General features: G+C 67.8%; 31 protein-coding genes. 11 read left to right on the top strand and 20 right to left on the bottom strand.

Annotation, left to right across the window (positions count from 1 at the left end; all coding sequences use genetic code 11):
* The 6 genes from TL10_RS27395 to TL10_RS31370 form a co-directional block, all read left to right on the top strand.
* A partial coding sequence (locus tag TL10_RS27395; RefSeq protein WP_043988154.1) for an HNH endonuclease signature motif containing protein occupies window positions 1-275 on the top strand: 275 nt, incomplete at its 5' end.
* Window positions 276-606: 331 nt separating this feature from the next.
* Window positions 607-1,059 (top strand): hypothetical protein, encoded by a 453-nt coding sequence (locus TL10_RS27390; RefSeq protein ID WP_043396456.1) that lies wholly within the window; start codon window positions 607-609, stop codon window positions 1,057-1,059.
* Window positions 1,060-1,126: 67 nt separating this feature from the next.
* A complete protein-coding gene (locus TL10_RS30400) occupies window positions 1,127-1,300 on the top strand; it encodes a CsbD family protein (RefSeq protein ID WP_082068108.1) in 174 nt (57 codons plus the stop codon).
* A 45-nt stretch (window positions 1,301-1,345) separates the two neighbouring features.
* Complete coding sequence (locus tag TL10_RS31505) at window positions 1,346-1,504, top strand: DUF6131 family protein (protein ID WP_192830322.1); 159 nt, start codon at window positions 1,346-1,348, stop codon at window positions 1,502-1,504.
* A gap of 125 nt (window positions 1,505-1,629) precedes the next feature.
* Window positions 1,630-1,830 (top strand): hypothetical protein, encoded by a 201-nt coding sequence (locus tag TL10_RS27385; RefSeq protein WP_043396458.1) that lies wholly within the window; start codon window positions 1,630-1,632, stop codon window positions 1,828-1,830.
* Window positions 1,831-1,896: 66 nt separating this feature from the next.
* Window positions 1,897-2,064 carry a hypothetical protein gene (locus tag TL10_RS31370; RefSeq protein WP_156127204.1) on the top strand — a complete coding sequence of 56 codons (168 nt, stop codon included), beginning with the start codon at window positions 1,897-1,899 and terminating at the stop codon, window positions 2,062-2,064.
* Window positions 2,065-2,083: 19 nt separating this feature from the next.
* Here the strand turns inward: TL10_RS31370 and ppc are convergent, their stop codons facing one another.
* Window positions 2,084-4,891, bottom strand: a complete 2,808-nt coding sequence (gene ppc, locus TL10_RS27380; protein WP_043988158.1) for a phosphoenolpyruvate carboxylase — start codon at window positions 4,889-4,891, stop codon at window positions 2,084-2,086.
* Window positions 4,892-4,907: 16 nt separating this feature from the next.
* On the opposite strand from ppc, the gene TL10_RS31365 reads away from it, so the two are divergent.
* Window positions 4,908-5,354, top strand: a complete 447-nt coding sequence (locus TL10_RS31365) for a hypothetical protein (RefSeq protein WP_157850400.1) — start codon at window positions 4,908-4,910, stop codon at window positions 5,352-5,354.
* Here TL10_RS31365 and TL10_RS27370 read toward each other — a convergent pair.
* Together TL10_RS27370 and secG are read right to left on the bottom strand one after the other, a co-directional pair.
* Window positions 5,323-5,931 carry an MspA family porin gene (locus TL10_RS27370; RefSeq protein ID WP_043988150.1) on the bottom strand — a complete coding sequence of 203 codons (609 nt, stop codon included), beginning with the start codon at window positions 5,929-5,931 and terminating at the stop codon, window positions 5,323-5,325. The two genes, TL10_RS31365 and TL10_RS27370, sit on opposite strands and share 32 nt — an antisense overlap.
* A 231-nt stretch (window positions 5,932-6,162) precedes the next feature.
* Window positions 6,163-6,399: a preprotein translocase subunit SecG gene (gene secG / locus TL10_RS27365; RefSeq protein ID WP_043396464.1), complete on the bottom strand. Its 237-nt coding sequence runs from the start codon at window positions 6,397-6,399 to the stop codon at window positions 6,163-6,165.
* Window positions 6,400-6,512: 113 nt separating this feature from the next.
* On the opposite strand from secG, the gene TL10_RS27360 reads away from it, so the two are divergent.
* Window positions 6,513-6,902, top strand: coding sequence for a hypothetical protein (locus TL10_RS27360; protein WP_043988148.1), 390 nt, complete (start codon window positions 6,513-6,515; stop codon window positions 6,900-6,902).
* Window positions 6,903-6,949: 47 nt separating this feature from the next.
* Here the strand turns inward: TL10_RS27360 and tpiA are convergent, their stop codons facing one another.
* The 10 genes from tpiA to TL10_RS27310 form a co-directional block, all read right to left on the bottom strand.
* Window positions 6,950-7,735, bottom strand: a complete 786-nt coding sequence (gene tpiA, locus TL10_RS27355) for a triose-phosphate isomerase (RefSeq protein ID WP_043988146.1) — start codon at window positions 7,733-7,735, stop codon at window positions 6,950-6,952.
* A gap of 3 nt (window positions 7,736-7,738) precedes the next feature.
* Window positions 7,739-8,965, bottom strand: coding sequence for a phosphoglycerate kinase (locus TL10_RS27350; RefSeq protein WP_043396471.1), 1,227 nt, complete (start codon window positions 8,963-8,965; stop codon window positions 7,739-7,741).
* A 29-nt stretch (window positions 8,966-8,994) separates the two neighbouring features.
* Complete coding sequence (gene gap / locus TL10_RS27345) at window positions 8,995-10,014, bottom strand: type I glyceraldehyde-3-phosphate dehydrogenase (protein ID WP_043988145.1); 1,020 nt, start codon at window positions 10,012-10,014, stop codon at window positions 8,995-8,997.
* Between the two features lie 145 nt (window positions 10,015-10,159).
* A complete protein-coding gene (whiA, locus tag TL10_RS27340; protein ID WP_043393046.1) occupies window positions 10,160-11,137 on the bottom strand; it encodes a DNA-binding protein WhiA in 978 nt (325 codons plus the stop codon).
* Window positions 11,134-12,216: a gluconeogenesis factor YvcK family protein gene (locus tag TL10_RS27335; RefSeq protein ID WP_043988143.1), complete on the bottom strand. Its 1,083-nt coding sequence runs from the start codon at window positions 12,214-12,216 to the stop codon at window positions 11,134-11,136. The genes whiA and TL10_RS27335 overlap by 4 nt, the downstream gene beginning before the upstream one ends.
* Window positions 12,213-13,121 (bottom strand): RNase adapter RapZ, encoded by a 909-nt coding sequence (gene rapZ / locus TL10_RS27330; RefSeq protein ID WP_234711553.1) that lies wholly within the window; start codon window positions 13,119-13,121, stop codon window positions 12,213-12,215. The genes TL10_RS27335 and rapZ overlap by 4 nt, the downstream gene beginning before the upstream one ends.
* A 29-nt stretch (window positions 13,122-13,150) precedes the next feature.
* Entirely contained in the window at window positions 13,151-15,181 is a 2,031-nt protein-coding gene (gene uvrC, locus TL10_RS27325) for an excinuclease ABC subunit UvrC (protein WP_043988141.1), read from the bottom strand.
* Window positions 15,182-15,190: 9 nt separating this feature from the next.
* Window positions 15,191-16,546 carry a UDP-N-acetylmuramoyl-L-alanine--D-glutamate ligase gene (murD, locus tag TL10_RS27320; RefSeq protein WP_043988139.1) on the bottom strand — a complete coding sequence of 452 codons (1,356 nt, stop codon included), beginning with the start codon at window positions 16,544-16,546 and terminating at the stop codon, window positions 15,191-15,193.
* Window positions 16,543-17,874: a MurL-like N-terminal domain-containing gene (locus TL10_RS27315; RefSeq protein WP_043392624.1), complete on the bottom strand. Its 1,332-nt coding sequence runs from the start codon at window positions 17,872-17,874 to the stop codon at window positions 16,543-16,545. Before TL10_RS27315 ends, murD begins: the two co-directional genes overlap by 4 nt.
* Window positions 17,871-18,620, bottom strand: coding sequence for a hypothetical protein (locus TL10_RS27310; RefSeq protein ID WP_043392627.1), 750 nt, complete (start codon window positions 18,618-18,620; stop codon window positions 17,871-17,873). The genes TL10_RS27315 and TL10_RS27310 overlap by 4 nt, the downstream gene beginning before the upstream one ends.
* A 60-nt stretch (window positions 18,621-18,680) precedes the next feature.
* Between TL10_RS27310 and TL10_RS27305 the strand changes: the two genes are divergently transcribed.
* On the top strand, window positions 18,681-19,166 hold the full coding sequence (locus TL10_RS27305) for a GNAT family N-acetyltransferase (protein ID WP_043392629.1): 486 nt from the start codon (window positions 18,681-18,683) through the stop codon (window positions 19,164-19,166).
* On the opposite strand, the gene TL10_RS27300 is transcribed toward TL10_RS27305, so the two are convergent.
* The 4 genes from TL10_RS27300 to TL10_RS27285 all read right to left on the bottom strand — a co-directional run bounded on the left by TL10_RS27300 (window position 19,141) and on the right by TL10_RS27285 (window position 22,070).
* A complete protein-coding gene (locus TL10_RS27300) occupies window positions 19,141-19,617 on the bottom strand; it encodes a PH domain-containing protein (protein ID WP_043392631.1) in 477 nt (158 codons plus the stop codon). The two genes, TL10_RS27305 and TL10_RS27300, sit on opposite strands and share 26 nt — an antisense overlap.
* Entirely contained in the window at window positions 19,614-20,063 is a 450-nt protein-coding gene (gene ribH / locus TL10_RS27295) for a 6,7-dimethyl-8-ribityllumazine synthase (protein ID WP_043393055.1), read from the bottom strand. Before ribH ends, TL10_RS27300 begins: the two co-directional genes overlap by 4 nt.
* Window positions 20,064-20,083: 20 nt before the next feature.
* Window positions 20,084-21,343: a bifunctional 3,4-dihydroxy-2-butanone-4-phosphate synthase/GTP cyclohydrolase II gene (locus TL10_RS27290; protein WP_043393059.1), complete on the bottom strand. Its 1,260-nt coding sequence runs from the start codon at window positions 21,341-21,343 to the stop codon at window positions 20,084-20,086.
* A gap of 118 nt (window positions 21,344-21,461) precedes the next feature.
* Window positions 21,462-22,070, bottom strand: a complete 609-nt coding sequence (locus tag TL10_RS27285) for a riboflavin synthase (protein ID WP_043392634.1) — start codon at window positions 22,068-22,070, stop codon at window positions 21,462-21,464.
* Window positions 22,071-22,243: 173 nt separating this feature from the next.
* Here TL10_RS27285 and TL10_RS27280 point away from each other — a divergent pair, with 173 nt between their 5' ends.
* Both TL10_RS27280 and TL10_RS27275 read left to right on the top strand, forming a co-directional pair.
* Window positions 22,244-22,960 carry an LppX_LprAFG lipoprotein gene (locus TL10_RS27280; RefSeq protein WP_043988156.1) on the top strand — a complete coding sequence of 239 codons (717 nt, stop codon included), beginning with the start codon at window positions 22,244-22,246 and terminating at the stop codon, window positions 22,958-22,960.
* Window positions 22,960-24,537, top strand: a complete 1,578-nt coding sequence (locus tag TL10_RS27275; protein ID WP_043392636.1) for an MFS transporter — start codon at window positions 22,960-22,962, stop codon at window positions 24,535-24,537. Before TL10_RS27280 ends, TL10_RS27275 begins: the two co-directional genes overlap by 1 nt.
* A 76-nt stretch (window positions 24,538-24,613) precedes the next feature.
* Here TL10_RS27275 and TL10_RS27270 read toward each other — a convergent pair whose 3' ends face one another.
* The 3 genes from TL10_RS27270 to TL10_RS27260 form a co-directional block, all read right to left on the bottom strand.
* Window positions 24,614-24,853, bottom strand: coding sequence for a hypothetical protein (locus TL10_RS27270; RefSeq protein ID WP_043988136.1), 240 nt, complete (start codon window positions 24,851-24,853; stop codon window positions 24,614-24,616).
* A 327-nt stretch (window positions 24,854-25,180) separates the two neighbouring features.
* Window positions 25,181-26,191: a bifunctional diaminohydroxyphosphoribosylaminopyrimidine deaminase/5-amino-6-(5-phosphoribosylamino)uracil reductase RibD gene (gene ribD / locus TL10_RS27265; protein ID WP_338048693.1), complete on the bottom strand. Its 1,011-nt coding sequence runs from the start codon at window positions 26,189-26,191 to the stop codon at window positions 25,181-25,183.
* On the bottom strand, window positions 26,188-26,532 hold a 345-nt coding region (locus tag TL10_RS27260; RefSeq protein WP_043988135.1), incomplete at its 5' end, for a beta/alpha barrel domain-containing protein. The genes TL10_RS27260 and ribD, both read right to left, overlap by 4 nt.

Here is a 26,532-nt window from a genome sequence, read left to right as displayed (position 1 = left end):
CCGCCCCCGCCTCCCGCTCCCAGGCCCACCACATCAACACCGACTGGCGCGACGATGGACCCACCGACATCACCAACCTCGCCCTGGCCTGCGGCCCCGACAACCGCCTCGCCGACACCGGCGGCTGGACCACCACCATGAAAAACGGCAGAGCCCACTGGACCCCACCACCGCTGCTCGACGTCGATCAACCCCGAACCAACCAATACTGGCACCCGCAGCTCTACCCCGCCGAAGGTGACGGCGACGGTGAAAGTGACAGTCCCACAAATTGATTGGGCGTTACACAGCGCCCCACCGTTGCCGAGCGCCCGGTCGGCCGATGAACTGCGCAGCAGACAAATACCGCGTGGCGCGCCGCGAACCGCTCGTTGCGCCGCCGTTCTCGGAGATGACCTGGTCGCTGTAGCCGACACCCGCCGCTGTCGCCGACACCCGCCGCCGTTGCCGAAACTCGCCGCCGCGGTCGTCACCTCGCCCCCGCCTGCTACCGCATCACCTGGTCAGCTTGTCGCGACAACGTAGGTCAATGCTGTAGTTCTACACTGTTGACAGCAGTGAAAATGCGGCGTGTACTGGACTTCTAGCAGTATCTGAGGTGCCACCATGATCGTCATCATTGGACTCGTCGTACTGCTCGTGGCGGTGATCGCAGGATTCGCCGGTGTGCTCACCAACGCCGGGGCCGCCCATCCGCTGACCGACAACTTCTCGCTCCTGGGCTATCACGTCACCGGGTCGACCGGCGCTGTGTTCCTGGCCGGGATCGTGGTCGGCGCAGTGGCGATGCTGGGTCTTGCCGTGTTGTTGGCAGGCGCACGGCGCACCGCGGGGCGCGGGCGAGACGCCCGACACCACCTCAAGGATTCCCAACGTGAAACCGCGTTTCTCAACCGGGAGCGCGACCAACGACTTGAGCATCAGCAGGCCGACACCAGTACCGGATCGCCGGCGGACCGCCAGCGAACAACATTGGGACGCAGCAGGTTTCCGTTGATCGGGCGCTGGACGCGCGGTCTGCGACCTGCGGGCACCGCGCATGCCGACAGGCCGCGGTAACACCCGCCTGCGATCGCAAGCGTCAGCCGCAGTCGCGGCGTAACCAAAAGAAGGAAGGCGACAGCCAATGAGCATCACCAGGACCATGGCCAACAAGGCCGAGGCCGCCAAAGGCGCCTTGAAGAAGTTCATCGGCCAGAGCACCGGCAACACCCGGCTTCGCACCGAAGGCCGGGTCGAGCAGTTCAAAGGCAACGCCAAACAGGCCGGCTCCCACATCAAAAACGCTTTCAAACCCTAGCCGGCCATCCCCCAACCACGTCGGCATCGAAACGAGGTAGACGCCATGATCGTCGTCGGAATCGTCCTCATCATCGCTGGACTGCTGCTCAACACCAACCTGCCCCTGGTGCCCATCGGAATCGTCCTTCTCGTCATCGGCTTGGTACTGATGGCCATGGGACGGATGGGACGCCCCGCCTTCGGCCGCCGCCACTACTACTAGCACTGGCCGGCAACACATCTCGCCGATGGTGATTCACCGCGGCGTGGGCACGACGCGACCACTTACCACTGCCAGGTGACGCAACTCCCCGCAGCTGCCCGGCCGAACGTCAGAGGAGAAACATCATGCGATATGCAGGGCTATTGGTAGTCCTATGGCTGGTCATCGGCGCCTTCGCCACTGGCCAACGCGGCTACTTCACCCACGCCGAACAGAACTGTGCCAGCGTGGGAACCATCGCGGCCACCGTGATCGCGGGACCACTCAACTACCTGGGCGTCAATCCGAAGGTCACGAACTGTGTTGTGCCCCAGCCCAGTTCGTAATGCCCAGGGCTCAGGTCCGACCCATCTGAAGCTCGGCACCCTACTCAACCACTCCAAGAAGCAAGCATGATCATCAGCACCCAGGCGTTGATCGTCGTCATCGCGATCGCAGCCATCGTCTTACTCATCGCCCTCGGGGCGATGTTGATGAAAAAGAGCGTCCTCCTGCTTGTCAAAGGCCGGGCAAACCGGCCGGCGCGCGCCGCCCACCACGGCTGGACGCCGTTCCGCTAACGGCGGGCCAAAATCGCCGCTACCCGCTGTTGCGCAGCGCGGTGGCCAACCCGCTCATGGTCAGCAGGATGCCGCGTTGCACGAGTTCGTCGTCGTCGCCCGATCGGTAACGGCGCAGCAGCTCGACCTGCAGGTGGTTCAGCGGCTCGAGGTAGGGGAACCGGTTGAATACCGACCGCGCCAGGGCCGGGTTGTCGGCGAGCAGGTCATCCTGTCCGGTGATCAGAGCGTGCATCCGGATGGTGCGCTCGTGTTCGGCAGCGATCTTGTCGAACACCCGGTGGCGCAGCGCCTCGTCGTCCACGAGCTCCGAATACCGCACTGCCAAGCCGAGATCCGACTTGGCCAGCACCTGCGCCATGTTGGACAGCACGGTCCGGAAGAACGGCCACTTCGCATACAGGTCCTGCAGCACCGCGAGGCCGCCGTCGGTGGTCTCGATGAATTCCTCGAAGGCCGTCCCGGTGCCGTACCAACCGGGCAGCATGACCCGCGACTGGCTCCAGGCCAGTACCCACGGGATGGCCCGCAGATCGGCGATCGACGTGGTCGGCTTGCGCGACGTCGGGCGACTCCCGATGTTGAGCGCACCGATCTCGCTGACGGGCGTCGACGCCTTGAAGTACTCGACGAATCCCGGTGTGTCGTGGACCAATTCGCTGTAGGCCCGCTGGGCCCGGCCGGCGAGGTCGTCCAGCACGTCGTAGGCAGGTGCTGCCGCGTCCCCGAGCCCTTCGACGTCGAGCAGCGTCGACTCCAGGGTCGCGGCCAGTAGGGTCTCCAGATTGCGATGTGCGGCATGCGGCTCGGCGTATTTGGCGGCGATGACCTCGCCCTGCTCGGTGATCCGCAACGAGCCCCTGACTGCACCGGGCGGCTGCGCGAGAATCGCGTCGTAGCTCGGGCCACCGCCGCGGCCGACGGTGCCGCCGCGACCGTGGAACAGCCGCAGCCGAATACCGGTCTTGCGGGCCGATTCCACGAGATCGAGCTCGGCCCTGTACAGCGCCCAGTTGGCCGCCAGGTAGCCGCCGTCCTTGTTCGAATCTGAGTAGCCCAGCATCACCTCCTGGTGGTCGCCGCGGACGGTGACGATCGAGCGGTACAGCGGAATGGCAAGGGCCGCTTCCAGAATCGACGATCCGCGTTGCAGGTCGTCGATGGTCTCGAACAGCGGCACGATACCCACCGGGCTGTACGGTTCGGGCCCGGCCGCGTCCAGCAGGCCTGCTTCTTTGAGCAGCACCGCGGCTTCCAAGAGGTCGGACACCGACTGGCACATCGAGATGATGTAGTTGGGCACGGCAGGCGGCCCGAAGACCTCGACCGCCCGGGCTGCCGCGGCGACGATGTCCAGTTCCTTGCGCGCCAGCTCCGACAGCTCGGCGTCACGGCTCACCAACGGACGGCGGGTGGACAATTCGGTGACCAGCACGGCGACGCGTTCGTCCTCCGGCAGCGATGCGTAGTCAGGATGCACGCCGGCCCACGCCAACAGCTCGGCAACCACCTGCTCATGCACTTCGGAGTTCTGCCGCAGATCCAGGCCACACAGGTGAAAACCGAAGACCCGCACAGACTCTCGCAACCGGGCCAGCCGGTCGTCGGCCAGCACACTGGTGCCGCCTGCACGCAGCGAGGCGTCGATGACATCCAGGTCGGCCAGCAGCTCGGACGGCGAGGTGTATTGCGGCAGCCCGAGGTCCAGCTCGTGTTCGGGTTGCCGGTCGAGGACCTCGGCGGCGGTGGCCGTCAGGCGCCCGCGGATCACGTGCAGCGCCTGACGGTACGGTTCGTCGGCGTGGGCCGGTTCGGGATGCTGGTCGGCCAGCGCCTGCAGCGCATCGCTGACGCGGACCAGCCGCGCCGACATGGACAGCTCGTGTTCCAGCGCAAGGAGTTCGGCGAAGTAGCGGTCGAACGCGGTGTAGGCCGCGCTACCGGTGGCCAGCCGCACCACGTCGGCGGTGACGTTGGGGTTGCCGTCGCGGTCACCGCCGATCCACGAACCGGGCCGCAGGATCGGCGTCTCCAGCAGTTGAGCATCCGGCCAGCGCGCCTGCAGCGCGGTCCGCACGTCCGCGTTCACCTGCGGGATGACATCGAAGAACGCGGCCGGGTAATAGCGCAGACCGGTGGCGATCTCGTCTTGAATCTTCAACCGCGACAAGCGGATCAGCGCGGTCTGCCACAGGGTGAGGATGTGCCGGCGCAACTCGGTCTCGATGTCGCGGTCGTCGCGCGTCAGGGTGTGTCCGTGCAGCCGCAGCCGCATCAGGTCGGTGATCCGGTTCTGGGTGTCGAAGATGGTGCGCCGCCGGGTTTCGGTGGGGTGAGCGGTGATCACCGGCGAGACCAGGGCGCCAAGGAGCGCGTCAGCGACGGCCGCCGCGTCCAATCCGCCGGCCTGGTCCAGCTTGCGGTACGTCGCGGCCAGGCTGCTGTCCTGCGGCGGCTCGCCCGCTGTCACGTGCACGGCGCGCCGCCGTTCGCGGTGGATGTCCTCGGCGACGTTGGCCAGCAGCGCGAAGTGGGTGAACGCCCGGATCACCGGGATGGCCTGATGAATGTCGATGCCGGAGAACAGCGCTGCCAGCTCCGCCCGGTCGATCTCCGACCGTCGCACCCGGAACGATTCCACTCGCGCTCGCTCCACGAGGTCGAAGACGGCATCGCCGTTCTGTTCGCGCACGGTGTCGCCGAGGATGGCGCCGAGCAGTCGGATGTCCTCGCGCATCGGTTCGGTGGCCTCACGGCCGAGTTCGGTGCGCTGAACCGATCCGATCGGCAGCAGCGCGGTGTCTGGGACGTTCGGAAGCTCTGCCATCACCTCAGTATCGACGGTGGACGCCGGTGCTGCAGGGCACGGCTGCCTGGTTCACGGCGAACCAACCGGGACGATCGGCGTTGACGACGTCGTCGCCGATGGATTCGTCGTCGGCGGCGGCGCCGATGGTTTCTGCCCGGCCGGAAGCACAATCGGGGATGCCGCGCTGTCGCGGTTGTCTCCGCCACCCCCGCCGCTGCTGTCCGAGTCCATATTTGGTGGCCAATCCACCGCGGTCGGCGGCCAGGCCTTGGCCGACGAACTGCCGCCACCTGGTGGCGCGCAACCTGATCCGGCGCCGAAGTCACCCGCGCCGGTGCAGTCCGCGCTTGCCGGCGGAGAAACCGTGAGCCAAGCCGAGACCGCCCAGGCCACGACGCCGACCGCCGAGAGCCGTCGGCGTCCGGACATGACAGGCATTCGCACGGCGCTCATAGCTGCTGGATGTCCCCGTACGCGTTGACGCTGTCGTCGTTCTTGTCGGTGTCGATGGTCACCGTGGAGAAGAACCGGATGGCCACTGCCCCGCCGCAGGCGTCGACCTTGACGTGTGCGTCGTGCACGGTGATGCCACCGGTGCGGCCCTTCAGCGTCTTCTTCCCCAGCACCACGTTGGTGATGGTGCCCGGCAACAGGTTCACCGAGACGTTGCCCTCCAGATCGGCGTACGGACCGATGGCATTGAGCACGTTTCCGCTGAATCCGGGATTGACGCCGATGTCGGCGTCGCCTCCGACGCTGGCGCCCTCACTGAGGTCGACCTGGCAGCCCAGCTGCAAGCCCACGATCAGCGTCCCGTTGTTGACCGCCGACGAGCCACTCCCGTCGATGGTGGCCTCGGCCCGGCCGGTGACGAACCCCTCGCGGGTGAAGGCCGTAGCAGCCATGTTGGGCACCGAGTTGACGGCCATCTGGGTGAGCGAAACCGCAAGGCGCCAACCGTCTTCGGTGTTGATGGCCTGCCGGACGTCGGCGACCGGCAGCGGATCGGCTCGCGCCACCCCGCCGGCCACGCCACCGGTTATCGAGAGCAGCGCCATCGCACCCGCGCCGATTCGCACACGTTTCACCACAGACTCCGCCCGACGTAAGCGACCATTGTCCCGGCGACGCCGCCAGGTATCGAGGCGAGCGTAGGAGCCGGCGCTAAGCGCGCCCTGTCATCGGCATAAGTGCCAGCCCAGCACCGGCTGGACGCTTCCTGTCAGTGGCAGCGGCACAAACAAAACCGGCCACGCCTGTCAGGCGTGGCCGGTTCGGAAAATCTGAAACTAGGCGCCGTACTTGATCTGCAGCGCGATGCCGATGATCGACACCAGCCAGATGCCGGTGATGAAGTAGGTCAGACGGTCCAGGTTCTTCTCCACGACGGTGGAACCGGACAGGCTGGACTGCACGCCGCCGCCGAACAGCGTCGACAGACCGCCACCCTTGGCCCGGTGGAGCAACACCAGCAACACAACCAACAGGCTGGTGATGATCAACGTGATCTGCAGGGCCAAAATCATGACCCACAGCTTACCGGGTAGCGCGCCGTGCCCCTGCCGCGGACCACCGTCGGGTCGTCACCCCTGGCCACGACTGTGTTGCTGGATTTGCCAGAAAATACTGAGTTTCGGCGATGCCGGCCGCGGTGGCGGCGCACTATGAACAGATCAGCATCCACTACTCGGCCCCTTTGGAGGCCACCATGTCCGTCCTCAAATTTGCTTCAGCCGCTTTGCTGGCTGCCGCACTAACGGTCACCACAGCACCGGTCTCGATCGCCGCACCCAGCGACGACACGTGGGATATCGAGGCGTACGACAACTGCATGAAAAAGACCGTCCGGAACGCCGACCTGTGCTGCATCGAGTCGGGAGGCATCCCCGGCATGGACCCCGAGACAGGCTGCCACGCGCCGCCGGCCAAGGCAGCTGACGCACCGTTGACGACTACGACAACCAGGCCGCTACCCGGAGGGATTAACAGGGGCAACCTGCCGACCATGGTGTTGGAGCCGGCCAACTAGGCCGGCCCCCTCACCGCCCAATCACGGCAGCTGTCCAATTCGCCGTTTCACGGCAGCGGGCCACCCGCGGCGATCGCCGACAGCATCGCGAACTGCTCGCCGTCGAGCGACGCACCGCCGACCAACGCACCGTCGATGTCCGGCTTCGCAACCAGTTCGCCGACGTTCTTGGCGTTGACCGAGCCGCCGTAGAGCACGCGCACGGTCGCGGCGATCTCGGGCGACGCCAGTTCGGCCAGGGTCGAGCGGATGGCCGCACACACCTCCTGCGCATCCCCGGCACTGGCCACCCGGCCGGTGCCGATGGCCCAGACGGGTTCGTAGGCGATCACGACCTGGCTGATCTGCTCGGCGGAGAGCCCGGCGAGCGAGCCGGTGAGCTGGCCGGTGCAGTGCTCGACGTGGTTGCCGGCCTCGCGGATGTCCAGTCCCTCGCCGATACACACGATCGGGGTCAGGCCGTGCTTGAGCGCGGCCTTCGCCTTGGCGGCGACGAGGGCGTCGTCCTCGTGGTGATAGGTCCGGCGCTCGGAGTGCCCGACGACGACGAACGTGCAGCCCAGCTTGGCCAGGAACGCGCCGCTCACCTCACCGGTGTAGGCGCCGGAGTCATGTTGGGACACGTCCTGGGCGCCGTAGGTGAGCAGGAGCTTGTCGCCGTCGACCATTGTCTGCACGCTGCGCAGGTCGGTGAACGGCGGCAGGACGGTGACGTCGACCTTGGCGAAGTACTTGTCCGGCAACGCGAATGCGATCTTCTGCACCAGTCCGATGGCCTCGAAATGGTTGAGGTTCATCTTCCAGTTGCCGGCGATGAGCGGCTTGCGTGCCATGTCCTACGACTCCAGTACTTCGATGCCCGGGAGCGTCTTGCCCTCGAGGTACTCCAGCGACGCGCCGCCACCGGTCGAGATGTGGGAGAAGCCGTCCTCCGCGAGTTCGAGCTGACGCACCGCGGCCGCCGAGTCGCCGCCGCCGACGACGCTGAACGCGCCCTTGGACGTGGCGGTGATGATGGCCTCGGCGACGCCCTTGGTGCCGTCGGCGAAGGCCGGGAATTCGAAGACGCCCATCGGGCCATTCCAGAACACGGTCTTGGCGTTCGACAGCAGCGCGGTGAAGCGCTTGACCGACTCGGGGCCGATGTCCAGGCCCATCTTGCCGTCGGGGATGCGGTCGGAGGCCACGGTCTCCGGTTCGGCATCGGCGGCGAACTTGTCCGCCACGACGATGTCGACGGGGAGGTGGATGACGTCGGCGTAGGTGTCCAGCAGGCGCTTACAGGTGTCGATCATCTCCTCCTGCAGCAGCGAGGTACCGACCGAAAGCCCTTGGGCCGCAAGGAAGGTGAAGCACATGCCGCCGCCGATGACAATGCTGTCGGCCTTGGTGGCGAGGTTCTCGATGACCGCGAGCTTGTCGGAGACCTTCGAGCCACCGAGCACGACGGCATACGGCCGCTCGGTCGAGCTGGTCAGCTGCTCGAGCACCTTGACCTCGGTGGCCACCAGCGTGCCCGCGTAGTGCGGCAGGATGCCGGCGACGTCGTACACCGAAGCCTGCTTGCGGTGCACCACCCCGAAGCCGTCGGAGACGAACGCGCCCGGCGAGCCGTCGGGGCCCTCGACCAGAGCCGCCAGCTCGCGGGCCAGGGCCGCGCGCTCGGCGTCGTCCTTGCTGGTCTCGCGCGGGTCGAAGCGGATGTTCTCCAGCAGCAGCACGTCACCGTCGGTCAGGCCCTCGGCGCGGGCGAGCGCGTCGGTGCCGACGACGTCACCGGCCAGCTGGACGTGCCGGCCCAGCTTCTCCCCCAGCGCCGCGGCGACCGGCGCGAGCGAGAACTTGGGGTCCGGTCCGCCCTTGGGCCGGCCCAGGTGTGCGGTGATGACGACCTTGGCGCCGGCGTCGGCCAGTGCGGCCAGCGTCGGCACGGAGGCGATGATCCGGCCGGCATCGGTGATGTTGCCGTCATCGTCGAGCGGGACGTTGAGGTCGGAACGGACCAGAACGCCCCGCCCCTCTACACCTTCGCCCAACAGCTCATCGAGGGTCTTGATGCTCATACCTGTCTTTCTGTTGCTTCACTTGCGATCTACAGCGATTTGCCGACCAGTGCGGTCAGGTCGGCGATGCGGTTGGAGTAGCCCCATTCGTTGTCGTACCACGAGACGACCTTGGCCTGGTTGTCGATGACCTTGGTCAGTCCGGCGTCGAACAGTGAACTGTGCGGGTCGGTGACGATATCGGACGACACGATCGGGGCGTCGTAGTACTTGAGGATCCCCTTCAACGGGCCCTCGGCAGCGGCCTGCATCGCCGCATTGATCTCCGCGGCAGCGGCTGCGGTGCCGAGTTCGACGGTCAGGTCGGTGACCGAACCGGTGGGCACCGGCACCCGCAACGCATACCCATCCAACTTGCCCTTGAGCTCGGGTAGCACCAGACCGATGGCCTTGGCCGCCCCGGTGGAGGTGGGCACGATGTTGATCGCCGCGGCCCGGGCCCGGCGCAGATCCTTGTGCGGGCCGTCCTGCAGATTCTGATCCTGCGTATAGGCGTGGATGGTGGTCATCAAGCCTTTGACGATGCCGAACTCGTCATTGAGCACCTTGGCGATCGGCCCCAGACAGTTCGTCGTGCACGAGGCGTTGGAAATGATGTGCTGGCTGCCGTCGTACTTGTCATCGTTGACACCCATCACGATGGTGATGTCCTCACCGGTGGCCGGCGCGGAGATGATCACCTTCTTGGCCCCGGCCTCCAAATGCCCCCGCGCTTTGGCGGCGTCGGTGAAAATCCCGGTCGACTCGACCACGATGTCCACACCCAACTCGCCCCACGGCAACGCCGCCGGACCCTCCTTGACCGCCAGGGCCTTGATCTTGGTGTCACCGATCACCAGGGTGTCGCCATCCGCGCGGACGTCATAGGGCAGGCGGCCCAGGATCGAATCGAACTTCAACAGATGAGCCAGCGCGTCGGTCGAGGTCAGGTCATTGACCGCCACGATCTCCAGATCGGTGTTGATGCCCGCCGCTTTTTGCGCGTCCAGAGCGCGGAAGAAGTTACGCCCGATGCGTCCGAAGCCATTGACGCCGATCCGAATAGTCACTGCTGTGCTCCTTTGCCGGAAATCCTGGACAGGTCATGCGGTGAATCCTCAGCCAGCCTAGTGCTGTGACGAACTCCACGTCGGACTCCGACGTGCGCCGCGCGTCGGGTCCGACTCCTGTCCGGTGACCACCGGTCGACGTGCGCTAGGCGTCGTCGAGCAGGTCCGGGGTGACGGCCGACTCGGTGTCCGGGATGCCGTCCTGTTTGGCCTTGCGGTCCGCCATCGACAGCAGGCGCCGAATCCGGCCTGCCACAGCATCTTTCGTCATCGGCGGGTCAGCGAGCCGACCCAGTTCCTCGAGCGAGGCCTGCCGGTGCTCGACGCGCAACCGCCCGGCGGCCGACAGATGGTCGGGCACCGTGTCACCGAGGATGTCCAGCGCCCGCTCGACCCGCGCCGCGGCCGCGACCGCCGCCCGGGCGGACCGGCGCAGGTTCGCGTCGTCGAAGTTGGCCAGCCGGTTGGCGGTGGCACGCACCTCGCGGCGCATGCGCCGCTCTTCCCAATTGAGCCGGGTGTCCTGCGCGCCCATCCGGGTCAGCAACGCGCCGATGGCCTCGCCGTCGCGCACCACCACCCGGTCGCTGCCGCGGACCTCACGCGCCTTGGCGCTGACCCCGAGCCGACGGGCCGCACCGACCAACGCCAGCGCCGCCTCCGGTCCCGGGCAGCTGACCTCCAGCGCCGACGAGCGGCCGGGCTCGGTCAGCGAACCGTGCGCCAGGAACGCACCGCGCCATGCCGCCTCGGCGTCGCCGACGCTGCCGCCGACCACCTGAGCCGGCAGGCCACGCACGGGCCGGCCACGCAGATCCAGCAGCCCGGTCTGACGAGCGAGCGCCTCACCGTCCTGGGCGACCCGGACCACGTACCGGGTGCTCTTGCGGATGCCGCTGGCCGACAGCACGTGCACGACGGCGTTGTATCCGTACAGGTCGTAGATGTCCTTGCGCAGCCGCCGGGCGATGCTGCCCAGGTCGACCTCCGCCTCGACGACGACGCGTCCGGCCACGATGTGCAGGCCGCCCGCGAAGCGGAGCAGCGACGCCACCTCGGCCCGCCGTGCGGTCACCGAGTTGACGACCAGCCGGCTCAGCTCGTCCTTCACTTCCGACGTCATCGCCACGAATCGTCACCTCTTGGTCCTTCAGGGGTCGGCTGCGCACGGTTACCGTCGGCCGACCGAGCGGCGGGAGTGGATGGCTCGTATGCGGGCCGGGCCGGTGCGCTGCCGTTCAGGCGCACCCGCTCCAGAGCTGCCGCAAGCCGTGCCGGGTCATGTAAAGGTGTACCAGGTCGGGATACGTCAGCAAACTCGACCTGAGCCTCGAGAAACGACGCCGCCCGGCGCAGTTGGTCGCGGTCCCGTTCGCCGGGCACACTCGCCGCGTCGACGATGATGTCGTGCACCGTCAAGCCCGGGGCATGCTGCGACAGCACGTGCACATGCCGTTCGGCGGAGAACCCGGCGGTCTCCCCCGGCTCGGCGGCGAGATTGAGCACCAGGGCCCGCCGCGCCTCGGTGGCCTGCAACGCGGCCAGCAGTTGGGGCACCAGCACGTGCGGGATGACGCTGCTGAACCACGAGCCCGGACCGAGCACCACGAGGTCGGCCGACATGATGGCATCGACGGCCTGCCGGGTGGCCGGCGGATCGCCCGGCAGCAACCGGACCCGGCGCACCTTGCCCGGCGTCGTCGCGACCGCGACCTGGCCCCGGATCACGCGACTCATCCGCGGATCGGCCTCCAGCCCGGACACGTCGGCCTCGATCTGCAACGCGATGGGGCACATCGGCAGCACCCGGCCTTTGACGCCGAGGATCCGGCCGAGCTCGTCGAGCGCGGCGACCGGGTCGGCGAGTACCTCGTTGAGGCCGGCAAGTAGGAGATTGCCGATCGGGTGACCGGCCAGCGCACCGCTGCCGTTGAAGCGGTGCTGGATGATGGTGGCCCACAGCTGCCCGTGCGGACTATCAGATGCCAAGGCCGCCAACGCCATTCGCAGATCACCCGGGGGCACGATGTCGAGCTCGGAGCGCAGCCGGCCCGACGAGCCGCCGTCATCGGCGACGGTGACGACAGCCGTCACGTGCGGCGTCAGCCGGCGCGCCGCGGACAGCGTCGCATACAGGCCATGTCCACCGCCGAGCGCGACGATGCGCGCGGGCGCGCGATCCTCCTCGCGAGCGTCCGTCATTCGCGCCCCAGATCCCGGTGCAGCACTCGCACGGTCAGGTGGTCGCCGCCACGCAGCCGGTTGGCCAGTGCTTCGGCGATCGCAACGCTGCGATGCTTGCCGCCGGTGCAGCCGATGGCCACGGTCATGTAGCGCTTCCCCTCCCTGCGATAGCCGTCGATCACAACCCCCAGCAGCCGATGGTAGGTGTCCAGGAACTCGGCAGCCCCCTCTTGTCCCAGCACGTAGTCCCGAACCGCCGGATGCTGCCCGGTGTGGGGCCGCAACTCGTCGACCCAATGCGGATTCGGGAGGAACCGGACATCCATCACGGTGTCGGCGTCCATCGGCAGACCATATTTATAGCCGAACGATTCGACCGTCACGCTCGTACCGGTCGCGGTTTCCTCGCCGAAGGCCCGCTCGATGCTCGCGCGCAACGCCGGCACCGGCAGCGTCGAGGTGTCGATGATCAGATCGGCCGTTGCACGGACCGACTCCAGCAATCTCCGTTCGGCGGCAATGCCTTCCGCGAGCGTCTGGTTGCCCTGCAGCGGGTGGCTGCGGCGGTTCTGCTCGTAGCGGCGGACCAGGATGTCGTCGGACGCCTCCAGGAACAGCACGCGCGGGACGACGCTGCGGGTGGCCAATTCGCGGCGAACAAAATCGAGGTCGCCCGTGAAACCCCGGGACCGGACGTCCATCACCACGGCCAGCTTGGTGATCCGCGAACCCGCGGCCAGACCCAGCTCGACCATCCGGGTGATCAGCTCCGGCGGCAGGTTGTCGGCGACGTACCAGCCGAGGTCTTCGAGCACCTTGGCCGCGGTGCCGCGACCGGCGCCCGACAGACCCGTGACCAGAACCACATCGATTTCACCGGCGGCAGCACCGTCCATCTGATCGTCCGTCACGACTTCGTCCATCCCCCGCTGCTCATCTGGTGGTGCTGCGCTCACTGCCCTGTCCGATCATTGCCGATATCGGTCGGCGCCGCCCCGGAATCCGGCTGGGAATCAGACCCCGGCGAATCAGACCGCAGCGCATCGACCACAGCCTGTGCCGTCGCCGCCCCGATGCCAGGCACCGCTGTCAGTTCGTCCACGCCGGCCTGCTTCAACCGCGCGACCGAACCGAAGTGGGTGACCAGCGCCTTGCGCCGGTGCTCGCCGAGGCCGGGAACCGCGTCGAGCACCGACGCCGTCATCCGCTTGGATCGCTTGCTGCGGTGATAGGTGATGGCGAACCGGTGAGCCTCGTCACGCACGCGCTGCAACAGATACAGGCCCTCGCTGTTACGCGGCATGATCAGCGGATCCGGTTGTTCGGGCACCCACACCTCTTCCAGACGTTTGGCCAAGCCGATCACGGCCACGTCCGTGACGCCCAATTCGTCGAGCACGGCGGCCGCCGCGTTCACCTGCGGCCCACCGCCGTCGACCACGAACAGGTTGGGCGGATAGGCGAATCGCTTTGGCCGCGCTGGGGTTTCGGGGGTCTCGGTGGTGTCGGTGCCGCCGATGTCCGCGCCGACCTGGGTGTCGGCCGCATGCCGCGCGAAGCGCCTGCGGGTCACCTCCGCGATGGACGCGACGTCGTCGGACCGGCCGTCGCCGGCGGCCTCGCGAATCGCGTAGTGCCGGTAATCGGATTTGCGGGGCAAGCCGTCCTCGAACACCACCAGCGAGGCCACGACGTCGGTGCCCTGCACGTGGCTGATGTCGACGCACTCGATGCGCAGCGGCGCGTCGTCCAGCTCGAGCGAGTCCTGAATGCTTTGCAGTGCTTCGGATCTGGCGTTGAAGTCGCCGGCCCGCTTGAGTTTGTGCTGAGCCAGCGCATCCTGCGCGTTGCGCTGCACGGTGTCGGCCAGGGCGCGCTTGTCGCCGCGCTGGGCCACCCGCAGTTGCACCCGGGAACCCCGCAGACCGGACAGCCAGTCGGCGAGTTCACCGGCGTTGTCCGGAAGTACCGGCACCAGAACCTCTTTGGGCACCGGGTTGGTCGCCTCATCGGTGGCTCCGGGCCCCCTCAGCTCGGCCTGATCGCCGTAGAACTGGGTGAGGAACTGGCTCACCAGGTAGTCCTCTCCGGACTCACCGGGTTCGCCGGACTTCTCGATGACCCAGCCGCGCTGGCCGCGGACCCGGCCGCCCCGGACGTGGAACACCTGTACGGCGGCTTCCAGATCGTCGTCGGCGAAGGCCACCACGTCGGCGTCGGTGCCGTCGCCGAGCACCACGGCCTGCTTCTCCAGCGCCCGCTTGAGTGCCGAGATGTTGTCCCGCAGCCTGGCCGCCCGCTCGAACTCCAATTCCTCGGCGGCCTCGGCCATCTGCTGTTCCATGTCGCGGGCCAGCCGGTCGGTCTTGCCGGCCAGGAAGTCGCAGAAGTCATCGACGATCTTGCGGTGCTCGGCGGCGCTCACCCGGCCGACGCAGGGGGCCGAACATTTGTCGATGTAGCCCAGCAGGCAGGGCCGGCCGATCTGGTTGTGCCGCTTGAACACTCCGTTCGAGCAGGTGCGCGCCGGGAACACGCGGGTGAGCAGATCCAGCGTCTCGCGGATGGCCCACGCGTGCGAGTACGGGCCGAAGTACCGGACGCCCTTGCGACGCGGACCGCGGTACACGAACAGCCGCGGGTACTCCTCGTTGAGAGTGACCGCCAGCACGGGGTACGACTTGTCGTCGCGGTACCGGATGTTGAACCGGGGATCGAATTCCTTGATCCAGTTGTATTCCAGTTGCAGCGCTTCGACTTCGGTCGTGACGACCGTCCACTCGACACTGCCGGCAGTGGTCACCATCTGCCGGGTCCGCGGCGCCAGCGCCGACAGGTCGGCGAAGTACGAGTTCAGCCGGCTGCGCAGGCTCTTGGCCTTGCCGACATAGATGACCCGGCCATGCGGATCCCGGAACCGGTACACACCCGGCTCCAACGGGATGGTTCCCGGCGCGGGCCGGTACGTCGATGGATCAGGCACTGTTACAGGTTAGTTCGACTGGCTGACAGCATCGGACGCATCCAGGTGGGCATCGATGAACTCACAGAAAGCCGCAGCCTTGGCGACGTAGTTGGCGTACAGGTCATAGCTGGCCGCCCCCGGCGACAGCAGCACGGCCGTCACGCCTGGTACCGCGGCCGCGGTCCGCACCGCCGCCTGCAGACTGTCCACCGGGTGGACGAACTCGGGGTGTGCTGCGGCGAAACCGCGCCCGATGTCTGTCCCATTGGTCGGTCCCTGGATGAGGTGAACGTCACGTGCACCCGAGAGCAGATAGTCGTCGATCTGTTCGTAGTCGAGCTGACGGTCCATACCGCCGACGATGAGGGCGACCCGGTCATCGGGCCGCATCGAGCGCAGCGCGGCGACCACGCTCTCCCCGGTCGTGGCCAGGGTGTCGTCGACCCAACGGACAGCTCCGGTGCGCCGCACGACCTGCAGCCGGTGCGGCAGGGCCTCGAATGTGGTTACCGCGCCGAGGAATTCATCCTCGGTAACCGGGCGGCCGATCACCTCGGCGGCCGCGACGGCCGCCAGGGCGCCGTTGACGACGTTGTGCTCATAGGCCATCACGTAATCGCCGAGGCCCTCCACCGCGGGGCGTGCGGCGTCGGCCGGGTCGACGGTGCGCACCACCGGCGGCAACGCGATGCCGAGTCGCTCGAGGGTGGCCAGCACCTGCGGTGTGGTGACCAGAATTTCACCGCCGCAGGCGAAGACGTTGGCCTTCGCACGGTGGTAGGCGTCGATATCGCCGTGCCAGTCCAGGTGGTCCTCGAAGAGATTGGTGATCACCGAAATTCGGGGGGATGCCGTCACCAGGGCGCACTGCTGGCTGGACAGCTCGGCGACCACAACGGCGCCGGGCCCGGGCTCCAGGTCCGACAGCGGGGTGCCGATGTTTCCCGCCACCACGGCGTCCGCGCCGAGGCGGCACAGCAGATGCGACAGGAACGACGCCGTCGTGCTCTTGCCCTTGGTCCCGGTGACGCCGACGGTCTGGTCCGCGTACCGGCGCAGGTACCAGTCCGCGGCGCTGGACAGCGGGGTCCCGGCGTCTCGCAGCTCGGCGAAAAAGGGCTGATGCCAAGGTATTCCGGGGCTGAGGAACACGACGTCGCAGTCCGCCAGCCGGGTCAGGTGCTCGGCACCGCGCCACAGGTTCAGGTTGGCGATATCGCTGGGTGCGTCCAGGGTCCCCCGGCCGGCGTCGTCGACGGCGTCGATGCGCGCCGCCCCCGCGGCGGCCGCGGTACGGGCCAGCGACTGGCCCTCCTTGCCGAAACCCCAGATGCCGACGGCGGCACCGGCGAGGTCGGGACGCTGCCGCGGCACCGACGTCATCGCCGAGTGTCCAGGGCGGCGCGGTAACGCTCGGGCACGTACTCCACGGCCGGGCTGTCGTCGTGGTCGGCGGCGACCCGCGCCAAATCGGCACGCGCACTGCGGAACTGTTCGACCAGCGGCAGGCCGGCCCACGACTCGTCGTCGAGGATGGTCAGCATCGATTCGGCGGCCTCGTAGTACTCGCCGACGCATTCGAACGGCTTGTGCGCGCCGACCCCGAGGATGTCCTCGAACTCGGCGCGGCTGTCGGTGTCCTCGAACAGGTTTCGCCCGAAGATCGCCTCGACCTCGGTGCGGCCCAACCGTGGCGCCATCAGCACGAAGACGAACTGACACTTCGGGCAGTGCCCGCACCAGGTGGCGCCGCGCCGGCCGGCGTCCAGCGCGAACGGCCGGTTACAGCTGATGAAGGCGCGGAAATACTGCGGGCTGGCGGCGAACCGGTCGGCGATCTGCGACTCCGACAGGCCGCGCAGCAGGGAGAAGTACCGGTCCGGATTCAGCCCGTACGCGGCGAGGGTGTCCCGCAGCAGCGTCTCGTAGGTGACGCTCTTGGACCACTGGTGGTTGATGTCCTGGCCCATCCACTCGACATTGCCGACGTTGGACGAGCGCTCGTTGGACAGCACGACCGGTCCCAGACCCTTGGCGTCGGCCACGATCAACCCGATGATGCTGTTGATCGCGGTGACCGGGATGTGCCCGTTGTAGGCACCGGCAGCGTTGACGTCGATGAGGGTGCGGTCGATGGAACGCATGACCCGCACGTGCGGCAGCCCGCTGATCTCGACGCACCGGTCGATCGGGTCGAACTTGTTGACGTTGAACAACACCGGCTGCAGCGGGGTGAGGGCCTCGATGGAGACCACCGAGTCCTTACCGCCACCGACCGGCACCAGCGGTGCCGCGTCGGCGTTCCAGGTGTCCGGCCGCTGCTCGGCAATCTCGGAGCGGTCGCCGGTGATCTCCGGGCTCAGCGCACCGGGCAGGTTGTTGCGGTAGGCGTACTCACCGAGGCCACCGGCGAGCACCTGGCGCAGATAATCGCGTTCGAAATCGTAAGTCGGGAACGCGATTTCGATCTTCGGCGGGGCAGCCGCCTTGTAGTAGCTCAGCGAGCAGGTCAGCGTCAGCAGCCGCAGCAACCGGTCGTCGGGCCGACCACCGGCCAGGCTCTCCCCGAAGTCGACGGTCTCGGCAAAGCTGACGTCGTCGGCCGAATCGGCCCCGCACATGGTGTAGCGCCCGCGGAACACGCCGCCCTCGATGTCGTACCCGTCGATGCGGAACGACTTGTAGGACTGTGGGACAAAAGGTTTGGTCACAGCTGCTCCAGGAACGACGGGTGGGCGGAATCAACGGGGAGGCGGCGGTCGCCGAGTTGGGCGACGGGATGCGTGCAGTATTGCGGCGAGATCCACCAGGCCCGGCGCACCGCGTCGAGCGGCGCCGAGGCGCGGCGCGCAACGGGACCCAGCACGCCGCAGGCCTGCAGTTGGTCGAGGATCGAGACCGGCTCCGGGTTGTCGACGCCGACCAGCTCGGCACCGATGTCGAGCACCAGTGCACCGGCCACGGCCGGGGTGACGTCGGGACCCGGCCCGATGCCGTCGACGCAGCCCTGTTCGGCCAATCGGCGCAGCAGCAGGTCGACGGTACCCAGGCTGGTGGTCCGGGCCGCCATCCGCAGCCACTGCTCGTCCGTCGGCGCCGGCGCGGTCCAGTCGCTGTCCCGCCGACCGATCCGGACCGGCTCGGGTGCATGGATCTGAGAGGGCGTCCCCGTCACCGCGCACCGGCCCCCGTCCACGATCGTGACGGTCACGGCGACCAATGCGGGCCCCTTGGAGAACGGAGCCACCGCGGCGCCGAGAGCAGCCTGGGTGGGCAAGGTCAGCCCGAAGTAGTCCGCGGGTTCGGCGAGGTGATTCCACAGCCACGCGCTGTCGACGGTCCGGCCCTGGTAGATCGGCACGGTCACCGTCGGGTAGGCACCAAGGCGGCCGACCAGTTCGGCGGGTGCGATCGCCACGACGTCCGGCGGCGGCGAAGGCATGCGAAAATCGGTCACTATCAGCAAATTCTATCCCATGGGAGGGAGCGGACAGGTGAGCCTCATGGTGGGGCGGCTATGACCGGGACAGGGGTGATCCGGCTCACCGAAGCCGACTGGCGGACGTTCGCCGCGCTGCGGCTGCGGGCGCTGGCCGATTCCGCGGGGACCGACGATGCCGAGTACCGCACCGAGATGAGCTTCACCGGGACGCAGTGGCGCCGGCGGCTGCGGGCCCACGCGCAGTTCGCCCTCGCGTACGAGGACCGCCTGGTCGGTCTGATCGCCGCACACCGGGCCAGCCCCGGCTCGGTGTACCTGTACTCGCTGTGGACCGATCCGATCGCCCGCGGCCACGGGGTGGCGCGCACGCTGCTGACCGCGGCCATCGACTGGGGACGCGGCCTGGGAGCGCACACCGTGACGCTGCGGGTGCACCGGAACAACGACGCCGCGCTCGGGGTCTACCGGGCCTTCGGGTTCGTCGCCACGACCGATCCGGCCGGCGGTTCCCAAATCCCCGGCCGGGCAGACGAACTCACGATGTCTTTGACGCTGAGTTGAGGTCTGGGCGGTATTTCACGACCAATTCGCGGAGGCGATCCATCGCATCGACGGCCCGGGCCTTGTCGACGGTCTGGATGGCCATGATCGGGACGTATTCGTCGTCGGGCAGGTCGACGCGCGCCCACCGCGCCCCGAGCGGGAACGACACGCCGGCGACGTCGGACCAGGCAATGGTCTTGTCGCTCAACACGTTACGGACGACGATGCCGGCCGGACCGACCCGCAACCGGGACCGCGTCGGCAGCAGTACCGCGCCGGCGAGGATGACCCCGAGCAACGCCATGGATACCTGGTCGGCGGTCTGGAAGATCACCCCGGTGGCACCGATTTTCAGCAGCGCGCCCACCGTGATGTGCACGGCGATGATGACGGCGGCCGCCACGTAGGCGACGATCTTCACACGCTGCGGCCGGACCTCGAGGTCCCAGCCGGCGGTTTCTTTCGTCATCGACGCAGGTCGCGCAAGGTGAGCGCGGTGGCCAGGGCCGCCGATGCGGCCTGCTCACCCTTGTCCTCCGCCGACCCGGGCAAGCCGGCGCGGTCGAGCGCCTGCTCTTCGGTGTTGACCGTGAGGACACCGTTGGCGACGGGTGTCGACTCGTCGAGCGACACCCGGGTCAGGCCCTGCGTGACGGCGTCACACACGTAGTCGAAATGGGGCGTGCCACCACGGATCACCACGCCCAGCGCGATCACCGCGTCGTGGTTCTTGGCCAATTCCTGTGCCACCACGGGGATTTCGATGGCACCGAGCACCCGGACCACGGTCGGTTCGGCGATACCCGATGCGGTGGCGACCCGAAGAGCGCCATCGAGCAGTGCGTCACAGACGGTGGTGTGCCAGGTGCTGGCGACGATGGCCAGCTTGACCCCGGACGCGTCGAGCGCCGGCATGTCCGGAACCCCGACACCGCTCACTTGCTGTCTCCGTCTGTCGTGTCACCGGCGAAATCGTCGAGCCCGCTGAGGTCGTGCCCCATGCGGTCCCGCTTGGTCATCAGGTAGCGGATGTTGTCGGCGTTGGGGCCGATGGGCAGCGGCACGCGCTCGATGATGTGCAGGCCGTAGCCGTCCAGACCCACGCGCTTGGCCGGGTTGTTGGTCAGCAGCCGCATGGACCGGATACCGAGGTCGACCAGGATTTGGGCCCCGATGCCGTAGTCCCGGGCATCGGCGGGCAGGCCCAGTTCCAGGTTGGCGTCGACGGTGTCGGCGCCGGCGTCCTGCAGCTGGTAGGCCTGCAGCTTGTGCAGCAGGCCAATGCCGCGGCCTTCATGTCCGCGCATGTACAGCACCACGCCGCGGCCTTCGTTGGCCACCATCTCCATGGCAGCGTCGAGCTGGGGGCCGCAGTCGCAGCGCCGGGAACCGAACACGTCACCGGTCAGGCATTCGGAGTGCACGCGCACCAGGACGTCGTCACCGTTGTCCACGGAGACATCGCCGCGCACCAACGCGACGTGCTCGACGTCCTCGTACATGCTGGTGTAGCCGACCGCGCGGAACTCGCCGTGCCGGGTCGGGATGCGGGCCTCGGCGACGCGCTCGATGTGCTTCTCGTGCTTGCGGCGCCACTCGATCAGGTCCGCGATGGAGATCAGCGCCAGGTCATGGTCGTCGGCGAAGACGCGCAGCTCATCGGTCTGGGCCATGGAGCCCTCGTCCTTCTGGCTGACGATCTCGCAGATCGCGCCGGCGGGCTGTAACCCGGCCAGGCGGGCCAGATCCACCGCGGCCTCGGTGTGGCCGGGACGGCGCAACACGCCACCGTCCTTGGCGCGCAACGGAACTACGTGTCCGGGCTTGGTGAAATCGTCGGCGACAGCGTCCGGATCGGCGAGTGCCTGCATGGTCTTGGCCCGGTCGGATGCCGAAATACCGGTTCCCACACCCTTTTTCGCGTCAACGGTGACGGTGTAGGCGGTGCCGTGCTTGTCCTGGTTCACCGCGTACATCGGCAGCAGACCCAGCCGGTCGCAGACCTCGCCGGACAGCGGAACGCACAGGTAGCCCGAGGTGTAGCGGACCATGAAGGCCACCAACTCCGGCGTCGCCTTCTCCGCGGCGAAGATCAGATCGCCTTCGTTCTCGCGATCTTCGTCGTCAATGACGACGACAGCCTTGCCCGCCGCGATATCGGCTATCGCCCGCTCGACGGAATCAAGCCTCGTCATCTCCACCACCCTTGCCGTGGCCACCTCAGGGCCAAGTTGATCACCTACCAGTATGAACCACTGGTACAGGCCGACTTACTCCCGCCGGTCCGCTCAGCGGACACGACATGACCGGCCGCTACTGCGCCGGGGTGAGCAGCCGCTCGACGTATTTGGCGATGACGTCGACTTCCAGGTTCACCGTCGTCCCCACCGGGGCGCGGCCCAACGTCGTCAGCTGCAACGTCGTTGGAATCAGAGAGATCTCGAACCAGTCGCCCTGCTCGTCGCGCCCCAGGCCGGACACCGTCAGCGACACCCCGTCCACGGTGATCGAGCCCTTCTCCACCACGTATCGGGCCAGCTGCGGCGGCAGCGCGATGCGCACGACCTCCCAGTGCTCCGAGGGTGTGCGCGACAGCACAGTGCCGGTGCCGTCCACGTGGCCCTGCACAATGTGCCCACCGAGGCGGCTGTTGATCGCCGCGGCGCGCTCCAGGTTGACCCGGCCACCGACCTCGACGCCGGCCAGGCTGGACCGGTTGAGGGTCTCGGCCATCACATCGGCGGAGAACGCGCCATCGGGCAGCACGTCCACGACAGTCAGACAGACGCCGTTCACCGCGATCGAGTCACCGTGCCCGGCATCGGTGGTGACCAACGGGCCGCGGATGACGAACCGCGCCGCATCGGTCAGTTGGTCCTTGCTGACGATCTCGCCGAGCTCTTCGACAATGCCGGTGAACATGCGCCCAGCCTAACCACCCCCTCAGCTACGCCCCGAGCTCCTTCTGCCTGAAGTCCCGCCGTCGCCGATATCGATCGGAACGGCCCGAAATTCGAGTTCAGCAACCATGCCTGAGGTTCTACCGGCCGGTCGAGGCAACTGGTTAGTCGGGCGCACCTATTACGATGCAGGGCATGCAGACGCGCAAACGCTCCGCCATGCTTGTTTCCCTACTCTCCACCGTGATGGCCGGGGTGCTCCTGGTCTCCGGCTGCTCGAAGTCCGAGGCCCCCTCGGCCCCGCTGCCCGACGCCACCGCGCTGCTCAAGCAGTCCGCCGACACCACCCGCGGCCAGCAGAGTGTGCACCTGGTCCTGACGGTCAACGGCAAGATCGCCAAGATGACCGTGACCAAGCTGACCGGTGACATGACGCTGACCCCGGCGGTCGCCGGCCAGGGCAAGGCCAACCTGTCGGTGGGCGGCATGGGCGTCCAGGACGCCCCGTTCGTCGTCTACGACAACCACCTGTACGCCTCGCTGTCGTCCGGTGGCCCGCTGTCCGACTTCGGCCCCGCCGACGCCATCTACGACATCTCGGCGATCCTGCGCCCGGAGACCGGCCTGGCCAACATCCTCGACAACTTCACCGAGGCCAAGACCGTCGGCCGCGAGGACATCAACGGCGTGAAGACCGTCAAGGTCACCGGCACCGTCAGCGCTGACGCGGTCAACAAGATCGCCCCGCAGCTGAAGGTCACCCAAGCGCTCCCGGGCACCGCCTGGATCGAAGAGGGCGGCAACCACCAGCTGGCGCAGGCCCAGCTCGAGACCAGCCCGGGCAACAACCTGCAGATGACGCTGACGGACTGGGGTAAGCCGGTCACCGTCAACAAGCCCGACGTTCAGTAATGGCCGGGGGCAATAACCGCCACGTCGCCATAGCCGCGGGCAGTATCGCGGTCCTGCTCGGCGCGCTCGACACCTATGTCGTCGTGACGATCATGACCGACATGATGAAGGACCCGCCGGACGGGATCGGCATCCCGATCAACAAGATCCAGCAGGTCACGCCGGTCGTCACCTGGTACCTGCTGGGCTACATCGCGGCGATGCCGCTGCTGGGCCGGGCCTCGGACCGGTTCGGCCGCAAGCTGGTGCTGCAGGCGAGCCTGGCGCTGTTCGTGGTGGGCTCGATCGTCACGGCGATGGCAGGCATGTTCGCCCCGGCGAACGAGGTGATCGAGCCGCTGATCCAGCTGATCGTCGGCCGGACCATTCAGGGTGTCGCCAGTGGCGCGCTGCTGCCGGTGACGCTGGCCCTGGCCGCCGATCTGTGGGCCGCACGCAACCGCGCCGGCGTTCTGGGCGGTATCGGTGCGGCGCAGGAGCTGGGCAGCGTGCTAGGCCCGCTGTACGGCGTGGCCGTGGTGTGGCTGCTGCACGACTGGCGGGACGTCTTCTGGATCAACGTGCCGCTGACCATCGCGGCCATGGTGATGATCCACTTCAGCCTGCCGTCGCGCATCGAGACCGAGACGCCGGAGAAGGTCGACGTCCTCGGCGGTGTGCTGCTGGCCGTCGCGCTCGGACTGGCGACCTGGGGTCTGTACAACCCGAACCCGGACGGCAAGCAGGTGCTCCCGGAAAACGGCCCGCCGTTGCTGATCGGCGCCGCGGTCGTCGCGGTCGCGTTCTTCGTGTGGGAGAAGATCGCCCGCACGAAGCTGATCGATCCGGTGGGTGTGCACTTCCGGCCGTTCCTGGCGGGCCTGGCGTCATCGCTGTGTGCAGGCGCGGCGCTGATGGTCACGCTGGTGAACGTCGAGCTCTTCAGCCGCGGTGTGCTCGGCATCGACCAGGCGCATGCGGTCTTCAAGCTGGCGTGGTTCCTGGGTGCGTTGCCGGTCGGCGCGCTGGTCGGCGGGTGGATCGCCACCCGGGTCGGCGACCGGATCGTCGCCTTCGTGGGCCTGCTCATCGCGGCGGCCGCGTATCTGCTGGTGTCGCGCTGGGACATGGACGTGCTCTCGGCCACTCACGACCTCGTGGTGGTGTCCTTGCCGAAGCTACCGACCGATCTGATCATCGCCGGCCTGGGCCTGGGTCTGGTCATCGGACCGCTGACGTCGGCGACACTGCGCGTGGTGCCGACGGCCCAGCACGGCATCGCCTCCGCCGCGGTCGTGGTGTCCCGCATGATCGGCATGCTGATCGGCATGGCGGCGCTGTCAGCGTGGGGCCTGTACAAGGTTCAACAGGCCCTGGCCTCGATGCCTGCGGTCAAGGGCGTCGACCTGGCTGATGCGGCCGCACAGATCGCGAAGAACACGAAGACCGCGTACACCATGCAGTACAGCTCGATCTTCCTGATCACCGCCGTCGTCTGCGTGGTGGGTGCGCTGGCCGGGCTGCTGATCGCCGGCCGCCACGAGCAGGCCGACGAACCCGAGAACGCCCCCGAGGCTGATCCGGCGCCAGTCGCCTGACCCGCAACAACAACGGAGCCGCAGAGTCGATCGACTCTGCGGCTCCGTTGTTTCTGGCCTGTTCAGTGGCAGCGCGTTAGCACCGCTCCACACCCGGGCGCATCAGCACCACGTTGTCCGGGACGTACGCCGGGGTCGGCGCGGGGGCCGCGTGGGGGCCGTTCGCGTGTGCCGCGAGGCGTTCCAGCGCCCCGTCCACGGCGTCGTCGAATTCCTCGACGACACTCAGCACCGCCCGCAGGGGCCGGCGGAACACCATGTCTTTGATGCCATCTTCAACCGGACGGAAGCTGAGCCAGTCCTGCAGTGCAGTCATGCTCTTATCCTTTGCTCGTGTTCACCTTCGCTCCAACGACGTCGGTGAGCGCGATATTTCTGCCGGATCCAGATGACCCGGTCTCTGTGCCCAATTTTACGGATGCGAAATCGTGGCCTCCTGCACGAATACCGAGGCGTTGATCTCAAACTGATAACGATTAGCAAAACTAAAGATGGTGCGCGGTGAGGCCAATCACACTGCGCGCCACGGTGAATCGCACGTCTCAGCAGCTTGCGGGAATCAATTCGGACGGTTCAGCGGGCGGAACTCACGGGCCGAGCCCCCACGGTCGCCGCAAAAAGTTCGCTGGAAGTCGCCGAGCAATCAGTTCGGCACCAGACTGAGCCGCACGTCGGCGCCGACGGTCGCTACCCCGTCGAACCGCCAGCGGCGCGCCTGCGAGATGGTCGGCACGCCGACGTCGTCGATCGCGGTGATCGGTCCACCCAGCAGCGTCGGCGCCAGATAGGCCAGAATCCGGTCCACCAACCCGGCCCGAACGAACGCCCCGGCCAGTGTCGGACCGCCTTCGAGGATCACGTCGGTCCGGTCCGACAGCGCCTGCAGTACCTCGAGCGGGTCGTGTGTCCGGATCACCATGGTCCGGGATTCGTCGTTCAAGATGTTGGACTCCGACGAAATCTCACGCTCGCCGACCACGACCCGCAGCGGCTGACGGGCAGCCAGAGTGCCGTCGGTCAGGCGTGCGGTCAGCGTTGGGTCGTCCGACAGCACGGTTCCCGTACCCACCACGATGGCGTCGGCGACCGCGCGGTGCCGGTGCACGTCAGCCCGGGCGGCGGCACCGGTGATCCACTGGCTGGTGCCGTCGGCGGCAGCACTGCGGCCGTCGATGCTGGCCCCGAACTTCCACGTCACATGGGGCCGGCCGGTGCGCTGGCGGTGCAGCCACTCCCGCAGCGGCCCACCGGAGACGTCATCGGCGAGCACACCCGAGGACACCGTGACACCGGCGTCGGTGAGCCGCTGGGCACCGCCCGCCGCGACCGGATTCGGGTCGGACACAGCGAAGACGACGGCCGCCACCCCGGCGTCCAGCAGCGCGTCGACGCAGGGGCCGGTGCGGCCCTGGTGATTGCACGGCTCGAGCGTGACCACGGCGGTGCCGCCCGCGGCCCGGGTACCGGCCCGGCGCAGTGCCACCACCTCGGCGTGCGCCTCCCCCGCCGGCTGGGTCCCGCCAACGCCGGCCACTTCGCCGTCGCGGTCCAGAATGACGGCGCCGACCGGCGGATTCGGGTAGGTGGTGCCTTTCACCGCGTCGGCCTGGCCGATGGCCATCCGCATTGCAGCCTCGAGTGCCTCCGGCGTCACAGCACCAGGTGCGGCGAGGCAGCGGCGGCCTGACGCCGCAGGGCCTCCACCGCGGCACCTGGGTCGGCCGCGTTGTAGACCGCGGAGCCCGCGACGAAACAGTCGACGCCGGCCGCGGCGGCCGCCTCGATGGTGTCGTCGTTGATGCCGCCATCGATCTCGACGACCAGGGTCAGCTCACCGGCGTCCACCAGGCGGCGCACCGCAGTGACCTTGGGCAGCACCTCGGCGATGAACTTCTGGCCGCCGAACCCGGGCTCCACCGACATCACCAGCAGGGTGTCGAACTCGCGCAGGATTTCCAGGTACGGCTCGATCGGGGTGCCGGGTTTGACGCTCAG

It is taken from the genome of Mycolicibacterium llatzerense, from assembly GCF_000878195.1.
Lineage (GTDB): Bacteria > Actinomycetota > Actinomycetes > Mycobacteriales > Mycobacteriaceae > Mycobacterium > Mycobacterium llatzerense.
Note: the sequence above shows the minus strand (reverse complement) of the source record. Positions and strands in the feature narration are given on the sequence as shown.

Excerpts from the sequence above, each read along its gene's own strand:
- TL10_RS27385 (WP_043396458.1), top strand. The coding sequence starts at position 1,630 with ATGCGATATGCAGGGCTATTGGTAGTCCTATGGCTGGTCATCGGCGCC.
- TL10_RS27390 (WP_043396456.1), top strand. The coding sequence starts at position 607 with ATGATCGTCATCATTGGACTCGTCGTACTGCTCGTGGCGGTGATCGCA.
- TL10_RS27305 (WP_043392629.1), top strand. The coding sequence starts at position 18,681 with ATGACCGGGACAGGGGTGATCCGGCTCACCGAAGCCGACTGGCGGACG.
- TL10_RS27370 (WP_043988150.1), bottom strand. The coding sequence starts at position 5,931 with ATGGCGCTGCTCTCGATAACCGGTGGCGTGGCCGGCGGGGTGGCGCGA.
- TL10_RS27270 (WP_043988136.1), bottom strand. The coding sequence starts at position 24,853 with ATGACTGCACTGCAGGACTGGCTCAGCTTCCGTCCGGTTGAAGATGGC.
- TL10_RS27290 (WP_043393059.1), bottom strand. The coding sequence starts at position 21,343 with ATGACGAGGCTTGATTCCGTCGAGCGGGCGATAGCCGATATCGCGGCG.
- TL10_RS27275 (WP_043392636.1), top strand. The coding sequence starts at position 22,960 with ATGGCCGGGGGCAATAACCGCCACGTCGCCATAGCCGCGGGCAGTATC.
- TL10_RS31370 (WP_156127204.1), top strand. The coding sequence starts at position 1,897 with ATGATCATCAGCACCCAGGCGTTGATCGTCGTCATCGCGATCGCAGCC.
- TL10_RS27300 (WP_043392631.1), bottom strand. The coding sequence starts at position 19,617 with ATGACGAAAGAAACCGCCGGCTGGGACCTCGAGGTCCGGCCGCAGCGT.
- tpiA (WP_043988146.1), bottom strand. The coding sequence starts at position 7,735 with ATGGCACGCAAGCCGCTCATCGCCGGCAACTGGAAGATGAACCTCAAC.
- TL10_RS27285 (WP_043392634.1), bottom strand. The coding sequence starts at position 22,070 with ATGTTCACCGGCATTGTCGAAGAGCTCGGCGAGATCGTCAGCAAGGAC.
- murD (WP_043988139.1), bottom strand. The coding sequence starts at position 16,546 with ATGACGTCGGTGCCGCGGCAGCGTCCCGACCTCGCCGGTGCCGCCGTC.
- TL10_RS31505 (WP_192830322.1), top strand. The coding sequence starts at position 1,346 with ATGATCGTCGTCGGAATCGTCCTCATCATCGCTGGACTGCTGCTCAAC.
- TL10_RS27360 (WP_043988148.1), top strand. The coding sequence starts at position 6,513 with ATGCCGGCCGCGGTGGCGGCGCACTATGAACAGATCAGCATCCACTAC.
- ppc (WP_043988158.1), bottom strand. The coding sequence starts at position 4,891 with ATGGCAGAGCTTCCGAACGTCCCAGACACCGCGCTGCTGCCGATCGGA.
- TL10_RS27335 (WP_043988143.1), bottom strand. The coding sequence starts at position 12,216 with ATGACGGACGCTCGCGAGGAGGATCGCGCGCCCGCGCGCATCGTCGCG.
- ribH (WP_043393055.1), bottom strand. The coding sequence starts at position 20,063 with ATGCCGGCGCTCGACGCGTCCGGGGTCAAGCTGGCCATCGTCGCCAGC.
- whiA (WP_043393046.1), bottom strand. The coding sequence starts at position 11,137 with ATGACGTCGGAAGTGAAGGACGAGCTGAGCCGGCTGGTCGTCAACTCG.
- TL10_RS30400 (WP_082068108.1), top strand. The coding sequence starts at position 1,127 with ATGAGCATCACCAGGACCATGGCCAACAAGGCCGAGGCCGCCAAAGGC.
- TL10_RS27350 (WP_043396471.1), bottom strand. The coding sequence starts at position 8,965 with ATGAGCATCAAGACCCTCGATGAGCTGTTGGGCGAAGGTGTAGAGGGG.
- TL10_RS27280 (WP_043988156.1), top strand. The coding sequence starts at position 22,244 with ATGCAGACGCGCAAACGCTCCGCCATGCTTGTTTCCCTACTCTCCACC.
- secG (WP_043396464.1), bottom strand. The coding sequence starts at position 6,399 with ATGATTTTGGCCCTGCAGATCACGTTGATCATCACCAGCCTGTTGGTT.
- rapZ (WP_234711553.1), bottom strand. The coding sequence starts at position 13,121 with ATGGACGAAGTCGTGACGGACGATCAGATGGACGGTGCTGCCGCCGGT.